The organism is Candidatus Avelusimicrobium sp. (genome assembly GCF_056976295.1).
The window spans coordinates 64,268-89,667 of record NZ_DBMCTG010000006.1 but is presented as its reverse complement, the minus strand read 5'-3'; the positions used below and the strand labels follow the sequence as shown (position 1 = coordinate 89,667).

The 25,400-nt window shown below is 48.4% G+C and carries 20 protein-coding genes; 10 read left to right on the top strand and 10 right to left on the bottom strand.

The features are described from left to right. Window positions 1-2: 2 nt before the first annotated feature. The 4 genes from ACZOTW_RS03970 to ACZOTW_RS03955 all read right to left on the bottom strand — a co-directional run bounded on the left by ACZOTW_RS03970 (window position 3) and on the right by ACZOTW_RS03955 (window position 11,060). Complete coding sequence (locus ACZOTW_RS03970; protein ID WP_483997547.1) at window positions 3-9,341, bottom strand: SDR family NAD(P)-dependent oxidoreductase; 9,339 nt, start codon at window positions 9,339-9,341, stop codon at window positions 3-5. Window positions 9,342-9,669: 328 nt separating this feature from the next. Continuing rightward, window positions 9,670-10,107 carry a hypothetical protein gene (locus tag ACZOTW_RS03965; protein ID WP_177748754.1) on the bottom strand — a complete coding sequence of 146 codons (438 nt, stop codon included), beginning with the start codon at window positions 10,105-10,107 and terminating at the stop codon, window positions 9,670-9,672. A gap of 41 nt (window positions 10,108-10,148) precedes the next feature. After that, entirely contained in the window at window positions 10,149-10,322 is a 174-nt protein-coding gene (locus tag ACZOTW_RS03960) for a hypothetical protein (RefSeq protein WP_177748752.1), read from the bottom strand. A gap of 9 nt (window positions 10,323-10,331) precedes the next feature. Next, window positions 10,332-11,060 (bottom strand): amino acid kinase family protein, encoded by a 729-nt coding sequence (locus ACZOTW_RS03955; protein ID WP_177748750.1) that lies wholly within the window; start codon window positions 11,058-11,060, stop codon window positions 10,332-10,334. 101 nt (window positions 11,061-11,161) lie between these two features. Between ACZOTW_RS03955 and gpmA the strand changes: the two genes are divergently transcribed. Then, the gene (gpmA, locus tag ACZOTW_RS03950) at window positions 11,162-11,908 is read left to right on the top strand and encodes a 2,3-diphosphoglycerate-dependent phosphoglycerate mutase (RefSeq protein ID WP_177748748.1); all 747 of its coding nucleotides are present in this window, start codon (window positions 11,162-11,164) and stop codon (window positions 11,906-11,908) included. Between the two features lie 53 nt (window positions 11,909-11,961). On the opposite strand, the gene def is transcribed toward gpmA, so the two are convergent. Together def and ACZOTW_RS03940 are read right to left on the bottom strand one after the other, a co-directional pair. Continuing rightward, window positions 11,962-12,486 carry a peptide deformylase gene (def, locus tag ACZOTW_RS03945; protein ID WP_177748746.1) on the bottom strand — a complete coding sequence of 175 codons (525 nt, stop codon included), beginning with the start codon at window positions 12,484-12,486 and terminating at the stop codon, window positions 11,962-11,964. Between the two features lie 40 nt (window positions 12,487-12,526). Beyond that, on the bottom strand, window positions 12,527-12,997 hold the full coding sequence (locus ACZOTW_RS03940) for a PTS sugar transporter subunit IIA (RefSeq protein WP_483997546.1): 471 nt from the start codon (window positions 12,995-12,997) through the stop codon (window positions 12,527-12,529). A 97-nt stretch (window positions 12,998-13,094) separates the two neighbouring features. Here ACZOTW_RS03940 and ACZOTW_RS03935 point away from each other — a divergent pair, with 97 nt between their 5' ends. The 3 genes from ACZOTW_RS03935 to ACZOTW_RS03925 all read left to right on the top strand — a co-directional run bounded on the left by ACZOTW_RS03935 (window position 13,095) and on the right by ACZOTW_RS03925 (window position 15,885). Then, the gene (locus ACZOTW_RS03935) at window positions 13,095-14,585 is read left to right on the top strand and encodes a TM0106 family RecB-like putative nuclease (RefSeq protein ID WP_483997545.1); all 1,491 of its coding nucleotides are present in this window, start codon (window positions 13,095-13,097) and stop codon (window positions 14,583-14,585) included. Continuing rightward, a complete protein-coding gene (locus tag ACZOTW_RS03930) occupies window positions 14,582-15,382 on the top strand; it encodes an inositol monophosphatase family protein (RefSeq protein ID WP_428042706.1) in 801 nt (266 codons plus the stop codon). The genes ACZOTW_RS03935 and ACZOTW_RS03930 overlap by 4 nt, the downstream gene beginning before the upstream one ends. Window positions 15,383-15,474: 92 nt before the next feature. Continuing rightward, complete coding sequence (locus ACZOTW_RS03925) at window positions 15,475-15,885, top strand: ACT domain-containing protein (RefSeq protein ID WP_177748738.1); 411 nt, start codon at window positions 15,475-15,477, stop codon at window positions 15,883-15,885. A 101-nt stretch (window positions 15,886-15,986) separates the two neighbouring features. Here ACZOTW_RS03925 and ACZOTW_RS03920 read toward each other — a convergent pair whose 3' ends face one another. From ACZOTW_RS03920 to rlmN, 4 genes are read right to left on the bottom strand one after another with little or no spacing between them, the layout of a single operon-like run. Continuing rightward, window positions 15,987-16,514: a hypothetical protein gene (locus ACZOTW_RS03920; protein WP_483997544.1), complete on the bottom strand. Its 528-nt coding sequence runs from the start codon at window positions 16,512-16,514 to the stop codon at window positions 15,987-15,989. Between the two features lie 11 nt (window positions 16,515-16,525). Continuing rightward, window positions 16,526-18,304: a 7-cyano-7-deazaguanine synthase QueC gene (queC, locus tag ACZOTW_RS03915; protein WP_483997543.1), complete on the bottom strand. Its 1,779-nt coding sequence runs from the start codon at window positions 18,302-18,304 to the stop codon at window positions 16,526-16,528. Then, on the bottom strand, window positions 18,285-18,719 hold the full coding sequence (locus ACZOTW_RS03910; RefSeq protein WP_483997542.1) for a hypothetical protein: 435 nt from the start codon (window positions 18,717-18,719) through the stop codon (window positions 18,285-18,287). Before ACZOTW_RS03910 ends, queC begins: the two co-directional genes overlap by 20 nt. Further along, window positions 18,716-19,747, bottom strand: coding sequence for a dual-specificity RNA methyltransferase RlmN (rlmN, locus tag ACZOTW_RS03905; protein WP_177748730.1), 1,032 nt, complete (start codon window positions 19,745-19,747; stop codon window positions 18,716-18,718). Before rlmN ends, ACZOTW_RS03910 begins: the two co-directional genes overlap by 4 nt. Before the next feature lie 109 nt (window positions 19,748-19,856). On the opposite strand from rlmN, the gene ACZOTW_RS03900 reads away from it, so the two are divergent. The 6 genes from ACZOTW_RS03900 to ACZOTW_RS03875 are packed head-to-tail and all read left to right on the top strand — an operon-like array spanning window position 19,857 to window position 25,246. Next, complete coding sequence (locus ACZOTW_RS03900; RefSeq protein ID WP_177748728.1) at window positions 19,857-21,344, top strand: phosphohexomutase domain-containing protein; 1,488 nt, start codon at window positions 19,857-19,859, stop codon at window positions 21,342-21,344. A gap of 27 nt (window positions 21,345-21,371) precedes the next feature. Continuing rightward, window positions 21,372-22,646, top strand: a complete 1,275-nt coding sequence (gene eno / locus ACZOTW_RS03895; protein ID WP_483997541.1) for a phosphopyruvate hydratase — start codon at window positions 21,372-21,374, stop codon at window positions 22,644-22,646. Continuing rightward, window positions 22,643-22,948, top strand: coding sequence for an FtsB family cell division protein (locus ACZOTW_RS03890; protein ID WP_428037752.1), 306 nt, complete (start codon window positions 22,643-22,645; stop codon window positions 22,946-22,948). Before eno ends, ACZOTW_RS03890 begins: the two co-directional genes overlap by 4 nt. Window positions 22,949-22,951: 3 nt before the next feature. Then, the gene (locus tag ACZOTW_RS03885; RefSeq protein ID WP_483997540.1) at window positions 22,952-23,560 is read left to right on the top strand and encodes an MBL fold metallo-hydrolase; all 609 of its coding nucleotides are present in this window, start codon (window positions 22,952-22,954) and stop codon (window positions 23,558-23,560) included. Next, window positions 23,560-24,351: a prolipoprotein diacylglyceryl transferase gene (gene lgt, locus ACZOTW_RS03880; protein WP_483997539.1), complete on the top strand. Its 792-nt coding sequence runs from the start codon at window positions 23,560-23,562 to the stop codon at window positions 24,349-24,351. The genes ACZOTW_RS03885 and lgt overlap by 1 nt, the downstream gene beginning before the upstream one ends. Next, window positions 24,338-25,246, top strand: a complete 909-nt coding sequence (locus ACZOTW_RS03875; protein WP_428040812.1) for an RluA family pseudouridine synthase — start codon at window positions 24,338-24,340, stop codon at window positions 25,244-25,246. Before lgt ends, ACZOTW_RS03875 begins: the two co-directional genes overlap by 14 nt. Window positions 25,247-25,400 lie beyond the last annotated feature (154 nt).

Here is a 25,400-nt window from a genome sequence, read left to right as displayed (position 1 = left end):
CCTTATTGGCCGATAGCCTGATAGCCGTGGATTTCCACCCAGACATTGCCCTGCGCATCAAACACATAAGCATCGTGAAGGGTTTTTCCGTCGGCAGTATTACCGCGGTTCACACCGTACAAATACAACTGGGCGGGCGGAACTTGCTTGTTAAGCACAGCCACCTCGGCGATACCGTCGGGCAACGTCATTTTGTGCTCAATGCTCATATCCTGAAAGCCGCAGCATTGGAAAGCCGCTTCAATCAACATCGGGTTAGCCAGTAAGGTACGCGGACCGTCGTTCCATTGCGGGCGAGGCGTGGTGTGATAAACGGCCAAAGAAGCGTGTTTATCCACGCGGACAATTCCGCCCAACACTTGGAAGGAAGGACCGTGGAAATATTTTTTATAAATTTCCTCTTTGCTTACGCTCATCGGAGCATTAAGGCCCGTCATTGCTTCGGCTTTTACGGAATCCCAAGTGGAAACGAAAGACCCCAATGTATGCGCGGTAAAGTGGCGGCGGGTATTACCCATTTTCACACCTTTACTGTTAATGAAGTCAGATTCAATTTCCATAGAGGCTTCGTTTCCGGCGGCTTTACCGATTACGCGCACAGCCTGCGGGCGGTTTCTTAACAGTTTAATCGGCAGATAAAAATGTACATCTTTCAAGCCTTGCGGAACCTCCCCCGTAAGAGCGGTAGCCGTTTCCATAAAGGTTTCAATTCCCATTACGCCCGGCACATACGGAGTGCCTTCAATAGCGTGGTCAGCCAAATAGGGGTCGGAATTTAAATTAAATTCTTTTTCCAAGTGAATTTCAGCACCCTTTTGGAGCGATTTTACTTCGCCTAAAAAGTGCGTAGCCTTGGCAGAATCTACCGCCGCAGGAGCCTCCGTTTTGGGGGCAGCCGCCGGAGCGGCGGGCGTATTGCCGCCGTTGGCGGAGTCATCGGAGCCGTTTTCTTCGGCTCCGATTTCGTCCCAATCAAACTTTAACTGATGGTCCCAGTCCAAACGGCCCAACGAACCCGTGAGGACAATTTCCGGCACGCGTCCATAGACAATTTCGTCCAAGAAGATCTGCATACCGTCTTCGGGGTCCACAAAGTCCACACCGTTGGAGCGCAAGAAGGTTTCCACACCGGCACGAACACCCATACCTACGTTTTTATAAGCACTCATAGCAATACTGATAGCGCGGTAGCCTTGGTTGGACAAGGACAAGGCGGATTTAGCCAAATAATCGTTGGCGCTGGCATAGTCGCTCTGCCCCAAGTTACCGTATTTACCGGCAATAGAGGAGGCAAAGGCGAAGAAACCGTCGTCGCGTACAATATTGTTAGCCAAGAAAGTGGCAAAACTCGTGGCTTTTACGTCAAAGATGCGGTAATATTCAGCCGGGTCTTTATCGTAAATAAGTTTAGAGCGTTCCAATCCAGCAAAGTGGATAAGCCCGTCCACACGGCCGTTTTTGGCTTTAATCTTGGTGCAAACTTCCTTCATCATAGAGGAGTTCATTACGTCGCAGTGGTAGTATTCCACTTCACTGCCCAAGTTGCGCAATTTCTGCAAGTTGTTATAGAGCGTAATGGAATCTTTCACGCGGCCGAAAGCGCGTTCCAACATTACCGGGGTAGCCTTTTTGGTCGGATCGGCTTTGAGGTCTTCCCAGATTTGTTTTTTGAGCGCGGCCAATTCGGCTTCGTTCATAGAAGCCCACAACGGCGTTTTTTCTTGGATTTCAATGATATCCAATACAATAATTTTGCTGTGGTACTGGGCGGCAATCTTTTGGGAAAGCATCGCACCGATACCGCGGCCGGAACCCGTGAAGATAATGGTTTTGCCGGCAAGGTCAAAATTCTTGACTCTCTTATCCAACCGGGTCGGCAAAGAAAGAATCGTGGAGCGCACGTTATCTCTCGTACCAATCATCAGGCGCATATCGCCGTGGAGCACTTCGTCCATCGTCTTTTGGGCCATTTCGTCCGGAGTGGCGGTGGGTTCAAAATCCATTAATTTGCTAATGGCGCCCGTGCGTTCGTACACGTCCTTGCGGTAGCAAGTAGTACCGCCCGTAAGCGCACCCACAATCGGGTTGAACTCCTCTTTCGTCGTATAACCGAAGTTACCGTCAATCTTGGTGTTTACCGCAAAGAACGTATCGGCATCTTGGCGGTTTGCAAGGCCTTTTTCAAATACGCGCAGCGCAATAAACAACGGCATAACGTATTTGGTCAGTTCTGCGTGCGGGCTGGCTTTTTTATCAAACTTCTTAATTGTCGCGCCCAACAAGTACACGATACCTTGGATATTCGAGTCCTCGGCTTCGTATGCTTTCAAAGCCGCTTCGGTTTCTTCGTACGATTCCCAATTTACAATAGTCGTGTTTTTGCTACGGGTTTTGAGCGTGGTAAATACGTGATATTTTACGCCCAATTCTTTAAATTCTTCCGTATATGCCTTAATCAGTTGGGAATTGTCGGCAAACAGCAACACCGTGCGGTCTTTGGAAAGACGTCTGTTTTCGCGTTCCGTAAGCGGCGCATCGGCTACCGTAGTAACATAGCGCAATTTCTTTTCGTGGCAATGTTCACCCTGATACCCCTCTCTTTCGGGGCGTTCCGCCAAGGAGAAATGCTTTTCAATCGGAGCCGTCGGATTGGTAATCAGCGCATCTTCCTGCGGTTTACCAATGTGTTCGGCTACGATATGCGCCGGTTTTTTAATAAGTTTCGGCGCAGGAGCCGCAGGGGCTTCCTCGGCAGGTTTAATTTCCTCTTTGGCCGGTTCCGCTACCACGGGCTTTTCTTTCGTCGTAAGCGGAAGTTCAACAGGCTGCTCGGCAACGGCAGGAGCGGCTTGTTCGGCAGTTTTGCCACCCGCATTGGACAAGGCAAAATTAATGCAATGGCGGATCGTCGGGTAATCCTTCAACTGGATACCTTCCTGCTGGGCAATGCCGTAATGTTCGCGCATTGCGGCAAAAAGTTCAGCCTGTTTGACCGTATCAATGCCGAGGTCGGCTTCCATATCCAGGTCCAAATCAAGCATATCTTCCGGATAACCAGTCTTTTCGGCTACCATCTTCACGATTTCTTTCGTTACGCTGGCTTCGTCTAACGCTATCGCAGGTTTAGCGGCAGGAGCCGCTGCGGCTTGCGCCACAGGAGCAGACTGTACAGGAGCCGGAGCCGCAACAGGTGCGGGCTGAACAACAGGTACTACCGCCGGGGCAGGAGCAGCCACAGACGCGGCTTTACCTGCATTAGAAAGTACAAAGTTAATGCAATGGCGGATAGTCGGATAGTCTTTCAACTGGATACCGTCTTGCTGGGCAATGCCGTAATGTTCGCGCATTGCGGCAAAAAGTTCAGCCTGTTTGACCGTATCAATGCCAAGGTCGGCTTCCATATCCAGGTCCAAATCAAGCATATCTTCCGGATAACCAGTCTTTTCGGCTACCATTTTGACTACTTCTTTCGTTACCGTCGCTTCATCAAGCGCGGCCGCAGGTTTAGCGGCAGGAGCCACCACGGCTTGTGCCACAGGAGCAGCCTGTACGGGAGCCGGAGCGGGCGTTACCGTCGCTTGGGCCACCGCCGGAGTGGCCACAGGGGCCGCGGCTTTACCTGCATTAGAAAGTACAAAGTTAATGCAATGGCGGATAGTCGGATAGTCTTTCAACTGGATACCGTCTTGCTGGGCAATACCATAATGTTCGCGCAAGGAAGCAAAGAGTTCAGCCTGTTTGACCGTATCAATGCCGAGGTCGGCTTCCATATCCAGGTCAATATCAAGCATATCTTCCGGATAACCCGTCTTTTCAGCCACCATACCTACTACTTCTTTCGTTACCGTCGCTTCATCAAGCGCGGCCGCAGGTTTAGCGGCAGGAGCCACTGCGGCTTGTGCAACAGGAGCAGCCTGTACGGGAGCCGGAGCCGCAACAGGTGCGGGCGCGGCCGATTGTACGGCAGCGGGTTTGCCCGCATTAGCGAGCACAAATTTAATGCAATGGCGGATTGTCGGATAGTCTTTCAACTGGATACCGTCTTGCTGGGCAATACCATAATGTTCGCGTAAGGAAGCAAAAAGTTCAGCCTGTTTGACCGTATCAATGCCGAGGTCGGCTTCCATATCCAAGTCAATATCAAGCATATCTTCCGGATAACCCGTCTTTTCGCCTACCATTTTCACGACTTCTTTCGTTACGCTGGCTTCGTCCAACGCGGCCGCAGGTTTGGCAACAGGCGCAGGTGTTACAGACGCTTGGGCTACCGCAGGAGCGGGCGCGGCTGCTTGTACGGCCGCAGGTTTGCCCGCATTAGCGAGCACAAATTTAATGCAATGGCGGATAGTCGGATAGTCTTTCAACTGGATACCGTCTTGCTGGGCAATGCCATAATGCTCACGCAGAGAAGCAAAAAGTTCTGCTTGTTTGACCGTATCAATACCGAGGTCGGCTTCCATATCTAGGTCAATATCAAGCATATCTTCCGGATAACCAGTCTTTTCGCCTACCATTTTAACTACTTCTTTGGTTACGCTGGCTTCGTCCAACGCTACCGCCGGAGCGGGCGCGGCCGCAGGGGCTTGCACTGCCGGAGCAGGTTGCGCAACAGGAGCCGCGGCCTTGGTCTCGTGCGAGTGAATCGTGTTCACTTTATCCACAAAAGCCTGAGAACCTTCCATTACCAAGGCGGGTTTTACACCGTGGCGATAGTTATCCTTAATACGCAAGGTGTTCTGCACAACTTCCAACACCGGGGCTTCCTGGCCGGAAATGGCTTTCAACCAAGATGCGTGTTTGGCTTCATCAGCGATACGGGGTTCCCCCTCTTGCCATACTTTTTCAAGCAAAGTCATACCAAGTTGAGAACCGAACCCGGCGGCTAAGCGCAAAGCATATTTAAAGTTGTAATGTCCGCCTTTGCTAAGCGTAATGCCTTCCAATTCGGGGTCGGCTTCTTTAAAGTTTGCAATCGGCGGCACGAGGCCCGTGTTCAGGCAGCGCACGGCGATAGCATCTTCCAACCCGGCACCCATAGAGTGCCCGGTGAAACCTTTGGTATTGCTGACGATTACACTGCTGACGTCTTTACCAAAGGTGGATTTAAGTGCATACGCTTCGGCACTGGCGGAACCGCCGCGGGCGGGCGTATAGGTTTCGTGAGAGATGAACACCAACTGCTTGGCAATATCGGAACGGTTCAAACCGTATTCCTTTTCTGCGTGGGTTACCAAGCGGTCCATCACTTGGGCAACGTGGCCTACGTCCAAGCGAGTTACGTGGAAACCGCTGTTGGCAATTTCGGTGGACAAGAGTTTAGCCAACGGTTTCATACCGCGTTTGGCGGTTTCGGCTTCGTCTTCCACAATCAGGGATACCGCACCCATACCCACAATCATACCGTTGCGGCGGCGGTCAAAAGGCAAGGCCGCTTTGGTAACGTCGGCTTCCGTCGTAGCGGCGCCGGAGGCCAAGAAGGCCGTCAAAATCCACTCGGACACATTATCATTGGTAATATCGTCGGCACTGATGACAATTACACGTTTGCAGCGGCCGAGTTTAATCCAATCCTGCGCCACGGCAATTGCCTGGGCAGTAGAGGCGCAAGCCGCGCTCATAGCCGTCGCCGGGCCGCGGGCGCGAATCCATTGGCAGAAATGGCAATGGGCAATAATAATGGTCTTTAAAATAAATTCCGAGGTAAAAGCTTCGGGTTCAATTTCTTTGTCTTTGAAATTATCGCGGTACCAAGCCTCAATTTCGGCTTTGAGGGCCGGGTCGGAAATTTGGGCAATAAATTTGTCGCAGAACGCGCGGACTTCTTTGGCGGTTTTGTTGTTAAGCAAACCGGACACGCGTTTGGAAAGGTCGCCCATCATACTGTTGGCCACCGGGAAAGCGGAGGTGAAAATTACGCCGGTTTCGTCAATCATTTCGGCCGGCAGACCCCAACGGTCCGGCAAATAACCGCCCGTAGAAGTGGGTTTATAATATAAGACCAACGGGATACCCGCGTCCTTCAAGGCTAAGATACCTGCGGCAATAGCCAGTTGGAAACTGCGGTCCATAGAGCGGACCCATTTGGCGGGCAGACCGAATTCTTTTTCCAGGTCAAACGCGCCGCCCTTGGCCGCCAATTTAATGGCCTGCATCGGGGAGGTTAAGCGTTCAAAACGGTGGTTACCGTCTTTGGATTTGATAACAAATTCAACGTGCTTATCAATTTGTTTCTGCTGAATTTCCGCAGAGACGGGCTCAATCATATTGCGGCCGGAAAGAATTTCGTCCAGCACGCCTTCGCGGAAGATTTTATCCCAACTGCCGGGACCGCCGGCAGCAATACCGCTAATTACCACGGATTTTTTACCGTTGTTCGCGGCGGGCGCGGACACTTTGCACGCGCAGGTTTTGGGAGTTTCGGCAGAACCTTCGGTTTTTTCAACCGGGGTAGCATTGCCGGTTACCCAGTTTACAAAAGCAGGGTTAAAGGTGTGGTTATCACCATACATATCAGTACCAGTCCAATCCAAATGAATACCGGAGGAAATTAAGTTAGCGAACAAGTCGTTAAATTCCACAATACCGCCCTTTTTGGGGTGGTTGGAGGCCAACACTTTAATATCTTTTTTGTCAGACAAGGTGTTAGAGGCCAAAGCGGACAACACGCGTTTCGGGCCGCACTCTACGAACAAGCGCACGCCGGAATCGTAGGTGGTTTGGAGTTGTTTAATCCATTCCACAGAGTGCGAAATCTGCGTAACCATAAGGTCTTTGATTTTTTCCGGGTCGCTCGGGTAGAATTCCGCCGTAACATTGGTAGTAATAGGCATCTTGGGGGCGTGGAACGTAAGCGTATCCAAGAATGCGCGGTATTGCGGCATAGCCGGGCGCACGATAGCAGAGTGGAAGGCGTGGGAAACCGGGATTTGCACCGCTTGAATACCCATATCGGTAAACATTTTAATTGCATCATCCACGGCTTTGCTTCCGCCCGCAATAACCGTCTGGGTCGGGCAGTTCTTGTTAGCCACCGCCACATAACCGTTAATGCGTACAAGTTCGGGTTCTACGCGTTCCACAGGAGCCGCGACAGAAGCCATTTTGCCGTTGTCTTCTACCTTAATTTCGGACATTACTTTACCGCGCGTGCAAACGGCTTTCAAACCGTTTTCAAAATCAAAAATACCGGCGGCTACGGCAGCGGCATATTCACCCAAACTGTGGCCCATTACCACATCCGGATTGATGCCGAACGAGGACAAAAGACGCATCATCGCGATATCGGCCGTAAGTACAGCAGGCTGGGTCATTTCGGTCTTTTTGATAGCGGCTTCACGCAAGGCAATTTGCTCTTTGGTTTCGCCGGGTTTGCTCCACAAAGTATCCGTCAGATTTTGGCCGATAATGCCCATCAGCAGGCGGTCGGCTTCGTCAAAGGTATCCTGCACAATTTTATACTTGGCAGCCAGGTCCTTCATCATATCCACATACTGGGAACCTTGTCCGGGGAACATAAAGCAGACTTTCGGTTTGATTTCAGTCGGGGTAAAAGGATAAATACCTTTCATACGCAGGTACAGAGATTCTTTTTCCCATACGTCTTGGGTAGAAGCGGTCTTCTTGAAAAATTCAATTTTTTCTTTTAATTTATCCGGATTTTCAACATTAATCGTTACCGCAAATTTGCCGGGTTTAGCCATATGGTTTTTATAGGAAATGCTCGGCAAATAGGTCGGGTCGTATTGGATAGCCACAACGGCTTTATCTAACACATTGAAAAGTTCCTGTTTGGTAGCGGCGGAGAAAGTCAAAACGTCGCTTTGGATTTTTTCACCGGGAACGTGAAGGGTGTAACTGCTGCTCATGGTAGATTTCTCCTGTGCGGGGGTTGAAACGGTGTGCTGAGTGGCTTCTTCGGTCTGTTTCAAAAGGCCGTCGTTCATTTCTTCCATAGCCACGTGAAAGTTCGTACCGCCGAAACCAAACGCGGAAACGTTGGCGCGGCGCACTTTATTAGTGCTCCAATCTTCCGTATGCGTAATCACGCGGAAGGGGCAGGTGGCCCAATCCACAATCGGGTTGGGGGTTTTGAAATTGACAGACGGCGGCAACACCTTATTATATAAGGCAAGCGCCGTTTTGATTAAGGAAGCGATACCGGCCGCCGCTTTGGCGTGGCCGATTTGGCTCTTTACACTTCCAAGCCCAATGGTGCCCGGTTTGGCATACGGGGCAAACAGTTCGGTCAACGCGCCAAGTTCGGTAGCATCACCCACGCGGGTACCCGTACCGTGCGCTTCAAGCAGGCCAACTTCACCGGGAGTATAGTCCAACTGTTCAAACGCTTTTTCCACAGCCAATTTTTGGCCCTTGGGGTTCGGAGCGGTAATACCCTTGCCTTTACCGTCGGAAGAGGCCCCTACGGCGCGGATAACGGCATATACGCGGTCGCCATCTTTTACGGCGTCGGACAAGCGCTTCAAAATAACCATACCGGCACCTTCGGCCATTACAAAGCCGTTGGCGCGGGCATCAAAGGGATAGGAGCCGTCCTCGGACAAAGCACCGATTTTGCAGAACTTAATGTAGGCAGAGGGCGACATCATTTGGTCCACACCGCCGGCTATGGCCATATCAAAGTTCCCCATACGCAGGCCATTTACGGCTTGGTCAATAGCCGCCAAAGAGGTGGCGCAAGCAGCATCCACCGCAAAGTTGGTACCGTGTAAATCAAACACGTTGGCTACGCGGCCCGGAATAACGTTGGCCAGTTCACCCGGCATAGAATCTTCGTTAATCGGGGAAAATTTTTCGCGCACACCCGCATCCATTTCGTCCAGCATCTTCTGGGCGTCGGCGGGAGCCAGCGACTTGAAAGAGGAGGTATTTTTGAGAATTTCGTACAAGAACGGACGGTTCAAGCGGGTGTTGGACATTTCGTTCTTCATACCGCCCATAGAGTTACCAATAATTACCGCCGTGCGGTTATGGTCATAGGCTTTTTTATCGTATCCGGCATCTTCCAAAGCCATACGGGTAGTTTCAATGGCCAGGTGTTGCACCGTGTCCATTTGCTTGGCAATTTGCGGAGGAATACGGTATTTTAAGGAATTAAATTTGAAACTTTGCGGAATAAAACCGCCGATTTTGGAGTACAGTTTATCTTCTGCTTTATGGTCAGGACTATAAAAGAGATGATAGTCCCAGTACGACGCGGGAATTTCGGTAATGCAGTATTTGCCTTCTTTAATATTTGTCCAGAATTCGTCTTTATTCAACGCTCCGGGCATAATCGCCCCAATACCAACAACGGCGATAGGTTCAAGGTTTTTATTTTTCATTTGTTCTCCTAACGTAAAATCCTCTTTCCTTGGCATACGTATATAGATATATTTTAGGAAATTTAGAAAGGCAAAACAAATTTTAAACGGTATTTTTGAGCAAGAGTATTGACAAAATCTAATCCGTTTTGTCAGAAATCGCTTCTCTTGGGGGCGGTTTTCAACGGTTTACCGTCATAGACCGGGTTTTGGGATAAAAGAGCAATATCGCAAAATCGGGCTTAAATTTGCATTTTTAAAAATGTCCGGGAAAAAATTTTGGGCTTAAAATTTTAAAACCGCCGCAGAACTTGCGGCGGTTTTGAACCAGAACAAAGCAAATTTGAAACTATTTTTGCGTTTTTTCTTCCGCCACTTTCATATTTTCCAAATCTTCAATCAGGCTTAACAAAGTGGGTTGGAGTTTGTTTACATATTCTTGTTCAAAAGTGCTCATACGCTGTTCCATACGGGCCATTTGTTTAGCCAAATCGCCGGCGGATTTATCTTGCGCCATTTTGAGTTCTTCCAAACGGTAATGCAAATTTTTCACTTTTTCCTTTACATCAGCCAGGTCCAACGAAGAAGAGCCCTGCAACGATTGCAAAAGCGAAGCACGCGGCTTAAAGGAAGGCGGTTGGGCCACGGTTACCACGGTTAAATCTTCCACAGCCGGCTCAAAGTCCGTTTCGTGCGCCAAAGCCGCGCGGTACTTGGCCGTAAAAACGAACAACAAAATAAAACAAACGGTAAAACCGATAAGTTGTAAAATGACGGTAGTTTCCATAGTTTTTATAATACCATATTTTTAAGAGTCTGATATGCCCGTTATTTGGAACGCACAATCACAAAACTGGCAAAAAATGCCCCCAGCGCAAACACCCCATATATAAGGTAGCGCCAAAAAGCATTATCCGGCACTGGGCACAGCCAGTAAAACAGCCCGCACAGCACCAAAAAAGACACAATCCCAAAAGTATTAAATTTAAAAGTTAAGTGCATTTGTTGCTCCTATTTAATAACTGTACCCGTTTGGCCCGTTTGATAGTGGACAATGCGTATTTCCACACCCTTTTCCTTGGCCAGACATACCGCATCCGGGTGCAGCACACTCGCGCCGTTTAAAGCCAACTTATACATTTCATCAAAATCCAGTATCTCATATTTCTGCGCTTTGACATCTTTGTTCGGGTCTGCGGAATAAACACCGTCCACATCTTTAATCATTTCCACGTGGCCCGCACCTAATTGGGCGGCTAAAAATACGGCGGACACATCACTTCCCCCGCGTTTTAAAGTGGTAATTTCCTTATTTTCACCAATGCCCTGGAAACCCGCCACAATGGGCACGTTACCGGCCTCAATTTCGCGCAATAAACGGTCGCCTTTCAACTTTAAAATATCCGCGCCTGTATGATTGCAAGTAGTAATAAGGCCGATTTGCGAACCAGTCAGGGATACAGACGGCACACCCTTAGCCCGCAAAGCAATAGACAAAAGCGCCACGCTCACACGCTCTCCGGTGGTAATCAGCATATCCAACTCACGCTTATCCGGAGTTGGCGTAATGCTAAACGCGTGGTCCAAAAGGACGTCCGTCAAATTGCCGTTGGCGGAAGCCACCACCACCGGGATAAATCCAGCCGTATAGCGGGATTTAATCAAATCGGCCGCCATTAAAAGTTTTTGTTTGTTGGCTAATGTATTGCCGCCAAACTTCATAATACAAATCGGTTGCATAAATACTAAAATTCCCCTGCAAACATTATACCAAAGTAACCCTTAAAGCCGCTTTACGCTTTTCACAAAAAAAACTAATATGTAGGCAAACGGAGGTTTGTATGAAAAGACTTGTACTTTTGCGCCACGGGCAAAGCCAGTGGAATTTAGAGAACCGCTTTACGGGTTGGACGGATGTAGATTTAACTCCGCAAGGAGTGGAAGAAGCCCGCAACGCGGGGAAATTATTAAAAGAGGCAGGTTTCTATTTTGATGCGGCTTATACCTCTTATTTAAAACGGGCGGTCAAAACCTTAAACTGCGTGCTGGATGTGCTCAACCAAGATTGGCTGCCCGTGGAAAAAACGTGGCGGCTTAATGAAAAGCATTACGGGGCCTTGCAGGGTTTAAATAAAGCCGAAACCGCCAAAAAATATGGCGACGAACAGGTAAAACTGTGGCGGCGCAGTTATGATGTGCGCCCGCCCGCTTTAACCTTGGACGACCCGCGCGCACCGCAAAACGACAAACGCTATGCAGGGGTAAATTCCAAAGATTTACCGCTGACCGAAGCCTTGTGCGACACGGTAAACCGCATTTTGCCGTATTGGAACGAAGTCATTTTTCCGCATTTAAAAACGGCTAACGAAATTATTGTAGCGGCACACGGAAACAGCCTGCGCGGAATTGTAAAACATCTTAAAAATATTTCAGATGCCGATATTATCGGGCTAAATTTGCCGACGGGAGTACCGTATGTGTTTGAATTTACGGACGAATTAAAATTGCAAAAGGATTATTTTTTAGGAGATGCGGAAGAAATCAAAAAGAAAATGGCCGCCGTTGCCAATCAAGGAAAAGCCAAATAAAACTTTACAGCAGAACTCCCTATCGTATGATAGGGAGTTCCGTTTATAACCGTTCAATTCCAATTTTTGCGCAATTTTTTTATGGCTTTTTTAAGTTCCGGCTTTAATACCGGGTCCACCAAATCAATAAACAACTTGCCGTCCAGGTGATCCACTTCGTGTTGGAAAGCCTTAGCCAACAGCCCGCGCGCACGCTTCACCTGCTCCACTCCATTTTCGTCGGTATATTTCAGGGTTACGTCCGTCGCGCGTTTTACTTCGGCCCACAAACCGGGCAGAGAAAGACACCCCTCCTCTTCCAGTTTTTCTCCCCGCATAGAAAGAATTTCGGGATTGATAATCACATATCTTTTTAAAGGCGCGTTTTCTTTATCACTTTCGGGAATCAAAATTACCGCCAAACGGTAATCCAACCCGATTTGGTTAGCCGCCAAACCTACCCCTTTTACCGCCAGACAAGTTTCCTCCATATCTTTTAGCAGTTGGGGCAGTTGCGGCTGCAACGCTTTAAAATCAACAGGTTTCAATTTTTGGCGCAAGATATCTTCGCCGTATTTTGTTACACGCAATATTGCCATAAGTTTATTTTAGCATAATTGGACTCGGGCCGAAGGCGCGTCAGCGAGATAAGCGTTCAGCCACGGCTTGCGGGTCGTTTAACGTAAGCAATTCTTGGATAAAACCGGGCTGAAAGGTCTCTGCCAATGCCGCCAAAACCTGCAAGTGTTTTTGAAAGAAAGCCGGCTTGTCGGGCGATAAAAACAAAAACATCACGCGGATAGATTTATTATGGCGTTCCTCCGTCCCGGGAACAGGCAAAACCGCCAGCGCGGCAACAAAATCGTCCAATCCCTCCACACGGGCGTGCGGAATAGCCAAGCCCGTATCCAAGGTAGTGCTGATGCCTTTTTCGCGTTCCAACACCTGGGCTGTTACTTCTGCCGGGTCCAAGCGCGGGCATTGGCGGCAAGCCATACGCACCAAGGTTTCAATTAAACCGTCTTTGTCTAATCCCTCGGGAGCCACCAGCACGCGCTGTGCCGTAATCAGCCTCCCCAGGTTTATTTTTGTTTGTTCGTTCAATGCCATAATTCTAGGTTTTTATGGTAGCAAATAAGCCCCCCTGCTGGCAAGTTGTCAAAAATCGGTTTTATTCCCCCGCTAAAAAAGATAGAATACATATATAATGACAGAGAACGAGTTGCAAACCCTTTTTAACACCCTTTCCGCAGGCCGCGTGCCCGGGAAACAGGATTTTAATGCTTCCAAGATGTTTTCCTTGCTGGAAGACCCTTTCAGCATTTGGTGCTTTTTCCACGCACCCAAAGAAGAAGCCGTTCCGGAACCTAACCGCTACGAAAATTTAAAAATCCGCACCGACCGCACCGTTCGCGATAATTGGATTAAGCAGGAGTTTCCCGGTGTGGTATTCATTACGGGTGAAACGGAAAGCGAACGCTTTAAAAACACTTTATCCGCTATGGCCAAAGGTGAAAGTGCTATTGCCAATGCCTTACTGTGGAACTTGCCCGAAAACACCTACGGCAGCATAAATTTACTCGTCCGCTCCAATGATGCGTCCAGTATATGGGGCAACTATCATTATCATATTTTCCAATTTAAGCGCGCACACGATTTAAAGGAACATTATGCCTTACAGGTCTGTCTGCTTAACCGCATACTGGGCTGCACGCAAAAATACACACCGGCTAATACGCGCGTGTTCCTGCGCGACCGTACGATTGACGTTTGCTATGAAGACCATTGCGACCGTCTGGCCCGGGAACTGGCCTATTGGCGTAGCATCCGCGACGGGAAATCCCGCCCCGAAGCCCATAAGCCGCCCAAAGCCGCCAGTGCGCCTTGGCGCGTTTATGCTAATAAAGTGGTGGCCCAAAGCAAAGATTTACTAATGCTCCCCGGCTTAAATACCGAAATGCGCCAATGCCTTAAAATCAATGGGATGTTCACCACTGACGACGTGGCACGCGCCGGATTAGAAAAATTACAGGGTATTTTGGAAGAACCGCACGCCACAAATTCCTATTACAATTCTTTGGCCTATTTGCATAACAAACCTGTATTGCGCGAAGCGGGACACTTTCCTCCCCCCGTCAAAAAATACAATTTGTATTTTGATTTTGAGGCGACCGAAACCTTTACCAAAAACAACGTCTCCTTTGTCTATTTAATCGGTATTTGGGATAAAGAAGAAGACAAATATGTAAGTTTTGTGGCCAAAACCCCGGAAGAAGAAATTAAAATCTTTGAACAGTTTTACGACTATATCAAAGATTTTTCCGACACGGCACTCTACCATTGGACGGAATACGAAGTAAAAAAGATGAAAAATCTGGCCGGGAAAAATCCGCAAGATGCTGCCAAATTAAAAGCCCTCTGCTCCATTTGCTACGACTTAAAAGTGTCCGTAAACAAACAGTTCTATTTGCCCGCACCCAGTTTTTCGCTCAAAGCCGCCGCGCCTGCCTTTGGTTTTAACTGGCGGCAAGATGACTGCGGCGCAATGGACAGTATGGTCTATTTTACCAACTGGCTGAAAACCGGCAACCAAGATTTGTTAAACAAGGTATTGATGTACAACGAGGATGACTGCAAGGCAATGCTCGTACTGGAAAACAAATTAAAAGAAGCCGACGTGCTGGACCTGAAAAAATGAAAAAAGAATTTGCCGTACTGCAAGCGTGTTTAGCCGCCGCGGCCAAAACGGTGCGCAAAAATTTTGGCAAAGTGGGCTATGAATTAAAAGGAAAGGCCAACTTGGTTACTAAGGCAGATGTTGCGAGCCAAAAGGCTGTTTTGGCACTGATAAAAAAGAATTTCCCCGCGCACGACTATTTAGCCGAAGAAAACGGCATCAAAAACACCGGAGCAGATTATACTTGGGTGATTGACCCGATTGACGGAACTACTAATTTTGCGCATACTTTCCCGCAATGCAGCGTATCTATCGCACTTTTTTATAAAAACGAACCTGTTTTGGGCGGTGTAGTCAACCCGGCCACTGGCGAAACTTTTTTGGCCCGAAAGGGCAAGGGAGCCACCCTAAACGGCAAAAAAATCCACGTTTCCAAAACGGCTAAATTGGAACAATCGTTATTGGTTACGGGTTTTCCGTATGACCGCTTTACGCGGTTGCCAAAGTTGCTAAACCGGTTCGGGCGTTTTTTAAATTCTTGCCACGATGTGCGCCGGCTAGGCTCCGCCGCTCTGGACTTATGTTGGCTGGCCGCCGGGCGTTTGGACGGCTATTGGGAAGATAATTTAAACCCGTGGGACGTCGGCGCGGGGGTGCTTATCTTGCAAGAGGCCGGAGGCAAAGTTACGGACTATTCCGGCAAAAAATACAAAAAAATAAAAGATTTCGGACATACACTTTTAGCAACCAACGGCAAAATTCATACGCAAATGCTAAAAATCATCAAAGAGACTGAAAACGAATTGCCAAAAATTTGAGAAAAGGACCGCCAAAACGCGGTCCTTTTTGTTGTATCATCGGCGGCGGTGTGATATAATTTTAGGTAGGGTTTTATTTATAAGGGGTTATTATGTCTATCAACGTAGTCAAGCAGTACAGCGTCTTCCTGATAAATGAACCGGGTGCGCTCAAAAATTTTGCCGAATTATTTGTACGCGAAAATGTAGATGTAATCGCCATTTCGCAAGATGTCCGCTATGATGCTGCTGTTGTCCGCCTGACGGTGAAATACGACCAGGAAATCAGCCACGCGCTGACCAAGGCCGGTTTTACAAGCGTAAAGACAGATGCCATCTGTATTGATACCCCCAACCGCGTGGGATTGTTGCGGGATATTGGGGCCGTCCTTTCCAGCCACGGGATAAACATTACCACCATTTACGGTACCGCAAGCACAGGGCCGAACAGCCGTTGGATAGTGGTAGTAAATGATATAACCAAAGCGTTAAATGCCCTGGAAAGTTCCGGTATATTTGAGTAAGGAAATTTACATATATAAAAAACCCCGCAACCTGCGGGGCTTTTTAATGAATAGTCTGCTTCCTGTATTAGGCCGGGGGTATGTTGCAAAAGGCTTTTGGGTTAATGCAGTTTTTCTTTGGCTTCTTTGAGTTGTTTCTTCCAAGCCTTTTTGGCGGCTTTGTGCTTTTTTTCAGCCACACCGGACAATAAGTCCTCTACGCGCCGGGCTTTTACCTGTTCCAAATTGGCTTCGTCGGCTTTCACCTTGTTTTCCCAGTTATCCAAGTTTGCGCGTTCGGCGGCTATGCGGTCCTTTACATAAGCAAGTCCCGCATCCACTCCGGCAGAAACTTCCTCCGCCAATTTGGCTTTAATAGAGGCTTTATCTTCCGCCGTTTTGGCTTTTTTGTACTGCTTTACTAATTTTTTAATGCGTTTTTGACGTGCCTTAAAGGCCTTTTTCTGCTCGGCAACCGTCTGTTTCTTCTCCGCAGAGGAGGAATGTTCTCCATCTTTTTTAACAATGGGGGCCGACTCCGCGGGCAAACTGCACTCCGCCGGCGGTTCGGCATCCATATCCTTTAATTCCGCCGCAGTTATACCTCCCGCCAAACACACCGCCCATAAAGCCAAAAGGAGTTTTTTCATTTTTATCTCCGTTAATCAAGCGACGTGTCGTGCACGCCCGCTTCGGCAAAGCCTTTGGCGCGCAATTTGCAGGAATCACAATGGCCGCACGGCTTTTTGCCGCCCGCATAGCAACTCCAAGTGAGTTCAAACGGAACTTTCAACTTGGCGGCCAGGCGCACAATATCGGTCTTGGACATCCGCATCAGAGGTGCCAATACTTCAATGCCTTCCGTTACACCCATTTTGGTACCGCGGTTAAGCGCGTCCGCCGCCGCTTTAAAGAATGCAGGGGTGCAATCGGGATAACCCGAAAAATCTATCGCGTTGGGGCCTGCAATAATCGTATCGGCGTGAATTGCATCCAATAAAGAGCCGGCAATAGAAAGGAACATCAAATTCCGCCCCGGCACATAGGTAGAAGGAATGCCCTCTTTCGGAATATCCTCTAATGCCACATCCGGCAGGGCCTGACTTTTATCCACTAAGGAACAGCAAGACAGCCACGGCAAATTAAGCGTAATCATATGGTGTTTAATCCCCAGATTGCGCGCAATCATTTGTGCGGCCAACACCTCGCGGTCGTGGCGCTGTCCGTAAGAAACGGTAAGCGCTTCGCACTCGTAACCGTGTGCCAAGGCCCAATACAGGCAGGTAGTGGAATCTAGTCCGCCCGAAAAAAGCACAATGGCTTTCTTTTTTGCCTTACTGCCAAACACGGCCGCCTTGCCCGAAAAAGTAACCTCGGCAGACGGCACCGCCTGTTGCGGAGCAACCAGCTGCACCTCTGCGGCCACCTTAGTAGCAGGCAGTTGGGCCGGAGTTTGGACGGAACTTCCAGAAGAAGCGGCGGCCCGGGCCGGAGTCTTTTTTAAAGCGGCGTCCAATAAATCCTCCGCCGGAGCAGGCGCGTTATCCACCTTACTTTCGCCAAAACTATTGGCAATTTCTTGTTCCAATTCTCTCTTTTCTTCTTTTACTGTATTTAAAATTCCACTAAAAAAACTTTTAAGGCCGCTCTTGGTGTTCTCCGCCGGTTTCGGAGTAGCCACTGTTTCCGGTGTTGCCGAAACAGGCTTTTGCGCAGGAACATCAGCGGGCTGTTCAGCGGGTTTGGTAACCAACCAAGCCTCCGGCGCCTGCGTGCCGTACGGGTAGCAGACCGCATAGCCTTGGTCAGAAAAAGACACCTGAGGCACAACCTTTAAATCATCCACTTTAAATGCAATTTTAGCATCTTTTTCGGCATTTTTAGGCCCCTGTTTCAAAAACTCTACACAGCGCATTGTGTTATTAAATTCCACAATAGCGTCCTCGGGGTTGCCGATACCTTGCACGCAGTCTTTCAAGGCAGACACGCAGAAACCGTCTTCTACCGAATCCGCCGTACCATACAAAGAGGCCGGCACCAGCAAAACATCCTTATCCATATTAGCAAGCACATCAGCCAACGTATAAAAATTGCAAAAACCGCCGACCAATACGGTACTGGCGTTTTTGGCGGCGAAAAGTGCTTTCATCCCTTCGTTGCTCAGCACCAAAGCAGGCGTACGGCCCGAAGCACGCGACGCCGCATAAGGAGAATCGTCCTCGTGCGAAACGGACAATTTTTGTTCGCTATATACCTCAAAATCAGCGTGCCGGCTTGTAAAAGCGGTTACGTCCTCCGCCTTATCAAACCCCAAAACAGTTTTCTTGCCGCGTGCCAACAACGCACACAGCGTGGTGGACGTACGCAATACATCCACGACGACGGCTACATCCGTCCATTGTTCACATTCTCCTGCGGTTTTAGCTATCAGAACGCTCATTTAATATCCCCAATACTTTAAAATCTTCAATTGCTTTTTCATCTTCTTCGCTCAAATTATCCACATATTTAATGGCATAGATAATCAGCGTTACGCGCGGGTTGGACGCACCGTCCTCCGCGCTGTTGTACTGGCCGATAAGCATTGCATCGGCCCCCTTGGAGGCTACAAACTTGCGGCCCTTTTCCACACCCATTTTTAAATTATCGCGGGTGGGCTGTAAATTTTTAATGCGCAAAAGCCCCAAATTACCGTACGGGCGGGTAATATCACTCTTACTGCCGATAATTTCCACATTTTTGGCCTTGGTGGGCGGAAAGTCCGGCCCTATTGGAATCCAATCCAAATTACTCATTTCCAACGTAGCACATCCGGCGAGTAAAAGACCGGCTGCCACTAACCCCAATTTTTTCATTTTCCCTCCTTTTTCTGGGAAGCCAACTGTCCGCACGCGGCTAAAATATCGTTACCCATACTTTTGCGGATAGTTACGCCTATGCCCATTGCTTTTAGGCCGGCGGCAAAATCTTTTACTACACGGTCTTCTGTTTTTTCGCCGCGGCCCAGGTTGCACGCAATCAAATTAACGTGCAGTAAATAGTTGTCTTTAATGCTGTAAATCCAGTCCGCCAATTTGCGGATATGTTCCGGGCGGCTGTTGACGTTTTCAATAACAGAATATTCCAAAAACACCTGGCGGCCCGTCATAGCAATATATTCTTCCAACGCTTTTTTGATATCGTCCAAATCAAATTTGCGGTTTACGGGCATAATCTTGCTGCGTTCGGCATTATCGGCATTATGCAGGGAAATAGCCAAGTTGGCCTGCGGCAAGTCCACCGCCAGTTTATGCAATTTATCTGCAATTCCAGAAGTGGAGACAGAAATATGACGCGCACCGATATTTAAATAGTCCGGGTTGGAAAGATCCTGCGCCGCCTTTACTACATTTAAATAGTTGAGCAAAGGTTCCCCCATCCCCATAAAAACTACGCTGGAAATACGCTCGCCCAGTTTTTCTTTATGCACATACTGGTACCACATCAATACCTGGTCGGTAATTTCCTCTTGCGTTAAATCGCGCTTGAAACCCATTTTGCCCGTGGAGCAAAAGGAACAGCGCAACGGACACCCCACCTGGCTGGATACGCACACACTCCAAGTATCCTGTGGTTTTAACAATACGGTTTCAATCTGGTAGCCGTCTTTAAGTGTTAAAAGAGCCTTGGCCACCTTATCCCGGTTTGAACAGACAATTTTAGATACCTTAAAACTAAGCAAGGGACGGTCCTGTTTCAGTTTTTCACGCAAATCAGCAGGCAGGCTTGTCGCCTCGTCCCAAGACGAAATCCCGCGCTTGAAAATGGCATCCTTTACCTGCGCAATACGGAAGTTCGGCAGGCCGGCATCTTTGATGTATTGTTTAACGTATTCAAAATTCATTTTTCTTTCCTTATTATGTAGTATATATATTTTAACATTTTCCGCTACCCAATATACAAAGCCACAGAAAGATGAAAAAATGCCTATTTTTTAGTATAATACCTGCACGATGAGTGAAGATATTAAATTTAGCACAGCCGGCTTCCGGGCCGTTACCGCAGACGGGCTGACCGCCCAGTCCGTACAGCGTTTGACTTACGGGATTTCCGAACATATTTTGGAACATCCTTTCTATGGATTTGAAGGTACGGGCTACCGCAAGCACTGTGAAGAACAAGGCAAAAAACCCAAAAAGCCCCTCGTTCTCGTGGGGTATGATACCCGTTTTCTGTCTAAACAATTTGCCTATGTAGCCGCCAATGCGCTCGTGCAAAGCGGCATTACAGTAAAAGTGGCCGAACTCCCCCTGCCTACCCCGGTAGCCGAGTGGGCGGTGCTCAACGAGTGCGCCGTAGGGGCAATTGTTATTACGGGCAGTGAAGCCGAATACTATGTAAACGGCGTGAAATGGATTTCGTACTACGGCGGTATTGCCAATAACGAAATTGTGCAAGATATTGAAAAGCGTATTCCTTCACCCAACGCACAGATTTTAAAAGCGTCCTCTACCGAATTTGGCGTATTGAACGCGGCGGCTATCGTCAGTAAAGATTTCCGCAAAGGCTATATGGCCCGCTTGGAAAAAATGATTGATGTGAAGGCACTTAAAAAGGCGAAATTAAAAGTAGCCGTTGACCCGCTTTTCGGTACGTCAAAATATTATTTCCGCGACTTTTTGGAAAAACACGGCGTAACGGTAGAAGGCATCCACGAAGGGGAAGATGTCCTCTTTGGCGGACACACGCCCAATGCCGGACCAGTCAGTTTGACGGACCTCAAAAAATTAGTTGTAAGCAAAAAAATGCACTTGGGTATCGCTTGTAACCCGGACTGCGATAAATTCGGTATTATTGATGCCGAAGGCAACTGGGTGTCCCCCAACGAAATTGCCCCGCTGTTACTGGAACACCTGGTCCGCAATAAAAATTTAAAAGGCCGCGTATGCAGAAGCGTCATTACCTCAAACCTGATTGACCAGGTAGCCAAAATAAACGGGCTAATGCTGCGCGAAACCCCGGTAGGCTTTAAATATATTACCGAGTTAATGATTACCGGGCAGTACATAATGGGTATGGAGGAATCGGGCGGTATTGCGATTGCCCACCATATTCCGGACAAAGACGGTCTGGTGGCCTGCCTGTTGGTGGTAGATATGTTAGCCACCGAAGGCAAGACCTTAAAACAACTGAAAAAAGATTTTTATAAAAAATACAAACAGTTGTTTGACCAAAAAGTCAGTATTCCCAAGGCGGAAACCGAAATTAACCGCATTATGGAACGCTTGGATATTAAACCGCCGCTTTCCATTAATAAAACCTCTGTATGGCGTATTGACAATACAGACGGGTTTAAATTTATCTTAAAGGGCGGCAGTTGGCTGGCTATTCGCCCGTCCAGCACCGAGCGGTTAATCCGTATGTATGCCGAAGCGCAAGACGAAAAATTGCCGGAAATACTGATTAAAGAAGGCAAAAAAATCATAGACAGCATTGTCTAATCCGGCAATTTGCCGGAAGGGGGTTGTATGGTTCGCATTAAAAAAATTACGGCAAGGGAAATTTTGGATTCGCGCGGTTATCCGACAGTAGCCGCCGACGTCCTGTTAGATGACGGCAACACAGGCACCGCGGCCGTACCCAGCGGAGCCTCTACCGGCTCGCACGAAGCACTTGAACTGCGCGACGGTGGTACCCGCTACAATGGCAAGGGTGTGTTAAAGGCGGTTGCCAACGTGGAGAGAATTTCGCAGCAGTTGGCCGGGATGAATCCGTTTGACATCCGCCTGGTGGACGAAAGTATGCTGGCTTTGGACGGCACGGAAAACAAAACAAATCTGGGCGCCAATGCAATGCTGGCCGTTTCTATGGCAGTATTGCGTGCGGGTTGCCACAGTGCAAAATTGCCGCTCTACCAGCATCTGCGCAACGTCTATAATTTAGATAACAGCCGCTATATCTTGCCCGCACCTATGCTCAACATCATTAACGGCGGGAAGCACGCCGATTCCGGGCTGGATGTACAGGAGTTTATGATCGTACCGACCGCACCCAAAACTTTTGCCGAAGCCCTGCGCGAAGCAAGCGAAACCTATCATTCCTTAAAAGATTTGCTTAAAAAAGAAGGTATGGTGATTGCCGTAGGGGATGAAGGCGGTTTTGCTCCTAAAATTACAAAACACGAAGATGTACTAAAAACTATTTTAGCCGCCGCCAAACAGGCCGGACACCCGGATATTTCGCTTGCTATGGACTGCGCCGCCAGCGAATTTTATCACGAGGGTTCTTATCGTTTTGAAGGGAAAATGCACTCTGCCCAAGAAATGACCGCGATTTACTCCTCTTGGTGCCAGAAATATCCCCTTGTATCCATTGAAGACCCTTTGCAAGAAGACGATTGGACCGGTTGGAAACACATTACCGCACAACTGGGCAAAAAAATTAACCTGGTAGGTGATGATTTGTTTGTTACCAATATAAACCGGTTGGAAAAAGGCATTGCAGAAAAAGCCGCTAATTCTATTTTAATCAAGGTCAACCAAATCGGCACCGTTTCCGAAACCATTGACGTAATGGAACTGGCCAAAAAGCACGGTTATTCCCGCATTGTGTCGCACCGCTCCGGCGAAACCGAAGACACCTTCATCGCCGATTTGGCCGTAGCCACTAACGCAGGCGCCATTAAAACGGGCGCGCCGGCGCGTTCCGAACGGACGGCCAAATACAACCGTCTGCTCCAAATTGAAGCCGAACTGGGCAACAAAGCCGAGTACGCGCAAGATTCTGTATTTAGCCGCAAATGAACACGCAAGCCATAACGGATTTTATTATCCAAAACAAAAAACCGCTACTACTGGGGACCGCCCTGGTAGTAGTGGTTATCTTCTTTTTAGGGAGCAGTATTTTAAGTTTGGTACATAACAAACTGGAACTGCATAAACTGGCGAAACAAAGCGTTCTGCTGGATAAAGAACACGCCGAATTGACCGCCACTATGGAATTGCTTGAAAAAGAAGATGCCGCTTATTTGGAAAAAATTGCCCGGACCCAATACAATATGGTCGGCCCAAACGAAGTGGAATTTAGATTTCAACCCGATAAATAACTTATGAATATTGATGTCATCAATTTAGGCCCTATGGGCAACTGTACATATTTGCTGACCGAAGGGTCAGATGCCGTTTTGATTGACCCGGCCTGGGATATGAACTATTTGGAACATATCTTATCAGAAAAAAAATTAAATTTGCTCGCCGTATTTTTTACGCACGGGCACTTTGACCACGTAAAATTTTCCCAAGATTTACTGCGCAAGCACCATTTACAAGCCTTTTTGGAAGAAAATGACCTGGTTCTTTCGGGTTTGGAGCCGCAGTTTGTACACTCTTACCAGGGAGAACAACACTTGCAAATCGGTCCGTTTAAGGTGCATATTATCCCCACGCCCGGCCATACGGCGGGTGGGGTGTGCTTGCATATCGGCAACGCGCTTTTTACGGGCGACACTCTTTTCCCGGGTGCGTGCGGAAGGGTAGATTTACCGTCTTCTAACCCGCGCCAAATGCGCCAAAGTTTAGTAAAACTTTCCAAACTTCCCGAAGATACACAAATTTTTGCGGGACACGCCTACGGCGGGAAATGCAGTTCCACTATTGGCTACGAACGCTTAAAAAACCCTTTTATGCGAAATGCAATACGAGATGAGGAGCGGCTGTAATGCACCCGATATTTTTAAAAATAGGCTCCTTTGAACTGGCAAGTTACGGCCTAATGACAGCATTGGGATACGCGGCAGCTTCGCTGTATTTGATTTCGCGCCTGAAAAAAATTGGTTTAGATAAAGACACCTTTTGGAACCTGATTTTTATTGCCTTTATCGGCGCATTAGCAGGAAGCAAACTCCTCTATATTATTGTTTCTTGGCCGCAGTTAGGGGCAACCTTAGCCGAAAAAATTACCAATATTGTGCGTGATTTCCGCTACGGGTTTGTCTTTTTCGGCGGGATGATTACATCTGTCGGCGCGCTTATTTATTATATCAGGAAAAAGAAATTACCTCTTTTAAAAACGGGCGACTTTTTAATTGTTGCCCTTCCGTTGGGACACGCCTTGGGGCGCATTGGCTGTTTTTTGGCGGGGTGCTGTTTCGGCAGCCCAACCACTATGCCGTGGGGTGTCCGCTTTACCGACCCGCACTCCTTGGTAACCCCGGAACTTTTACACGTGCCGCTGCATCCCACGCAACTGTATGAATCTGCCGGAAACCTGATTTTATTCGTATTACTACACTATGCGTCCAAACGTCCGCATAAAGACGGAAAAATATTAGCGCAATATATAACATATTACAGCATAATGCGCTTTATCATTGAGTTTTTCCGCGGGGATTACCGCGGCGCCTATTGGTTGGGATTATCTCCCTCCCAATGGATTGCCTTGGCGGCTGCGGCGGTCTCGTGCTGGCTTTGGATTCGTTTAAAAAAGGACTCTACTTATGCAGGAAAATAAAAAAATCGTTTTTGAAGGATATTCCCGCCGTTTGGACATTTTTGCCGCAGACGAATTGGCTGATTTTTCGCGCGCCATTGTGCAAAAGATGATTAAAGACGGCAAAATTACCGTCAACGGAAAAAGGGTAAAACCCTCTTGGCCGCTCACTCCGGGCGAAGTGGTGGAAATTGAAATGCCCGCACCGGAAGCCAAGACAAAACTGTCTGATTTAATTATCCACGACGGCAAAGATTTTTTTGTTCTCATTAAACCTGCGGGTATGCTTGTTCACCCGCAAAGCCCGGTGTGGGAAGAACACCCCGAAGCAGTTTTTTCAACCGAAGAAACTTTGGTGTCCGTCATTTTGGCTAACCCGCCCAAAGGATTTGATACATCTATGCCCCGCGCGGGGCTCGTACACCGTTTAGACCGCGAAACCAGCGGTGTAATGGTGGTAGCCAAAACACAAGAATTTCAAGCCGAAATGGTGGCCCTGTTTTCCAACCGGGAGGTTCACAAAACATATCACTCCATCGCCTGTGGCGAAGTGCCCGACAACGAGGGCACTATTGACGTGCCGATAGGCCGCGTGGCCGGGGGCAAAATCAAGGCTTCCGACGTAGGGCGCGAAGCCGTTACCGATTACAAGGTGTTGGAACGCAAAAACGGATTTACCTACATTGAACTTTACCCGCGCACAGGCCGCACCAACCAGTTGCGCGTGCATTTAAGTTGGTTGGGCTATCCGGTATTGGGCGACTGGCTCTACCGCGGCGCGACGGCTGACCGCCTGATGCTGCACGCCCGGAGAATTGAGTTTAACCACCCGCTAACGGGCAAAAAATTAAAGTTTGAGGCTCCCGTACCGGACGACTTTTTGGCCGCGTGGAAACGCGTTACCGAAGAAAAGTAACTTTTCCCCCGCCCTTATCCGGCGGGGATTTTTTTGCCCTAAAAAACTAATCCTTTTTTGGACTTTTATTTTGACGCTTTATGCGCTATCCTTTAAATATAGAGAACGGCCCGGGGGATAAAGCATAAACAAAGGACCGTAAACTGGGGGAAAG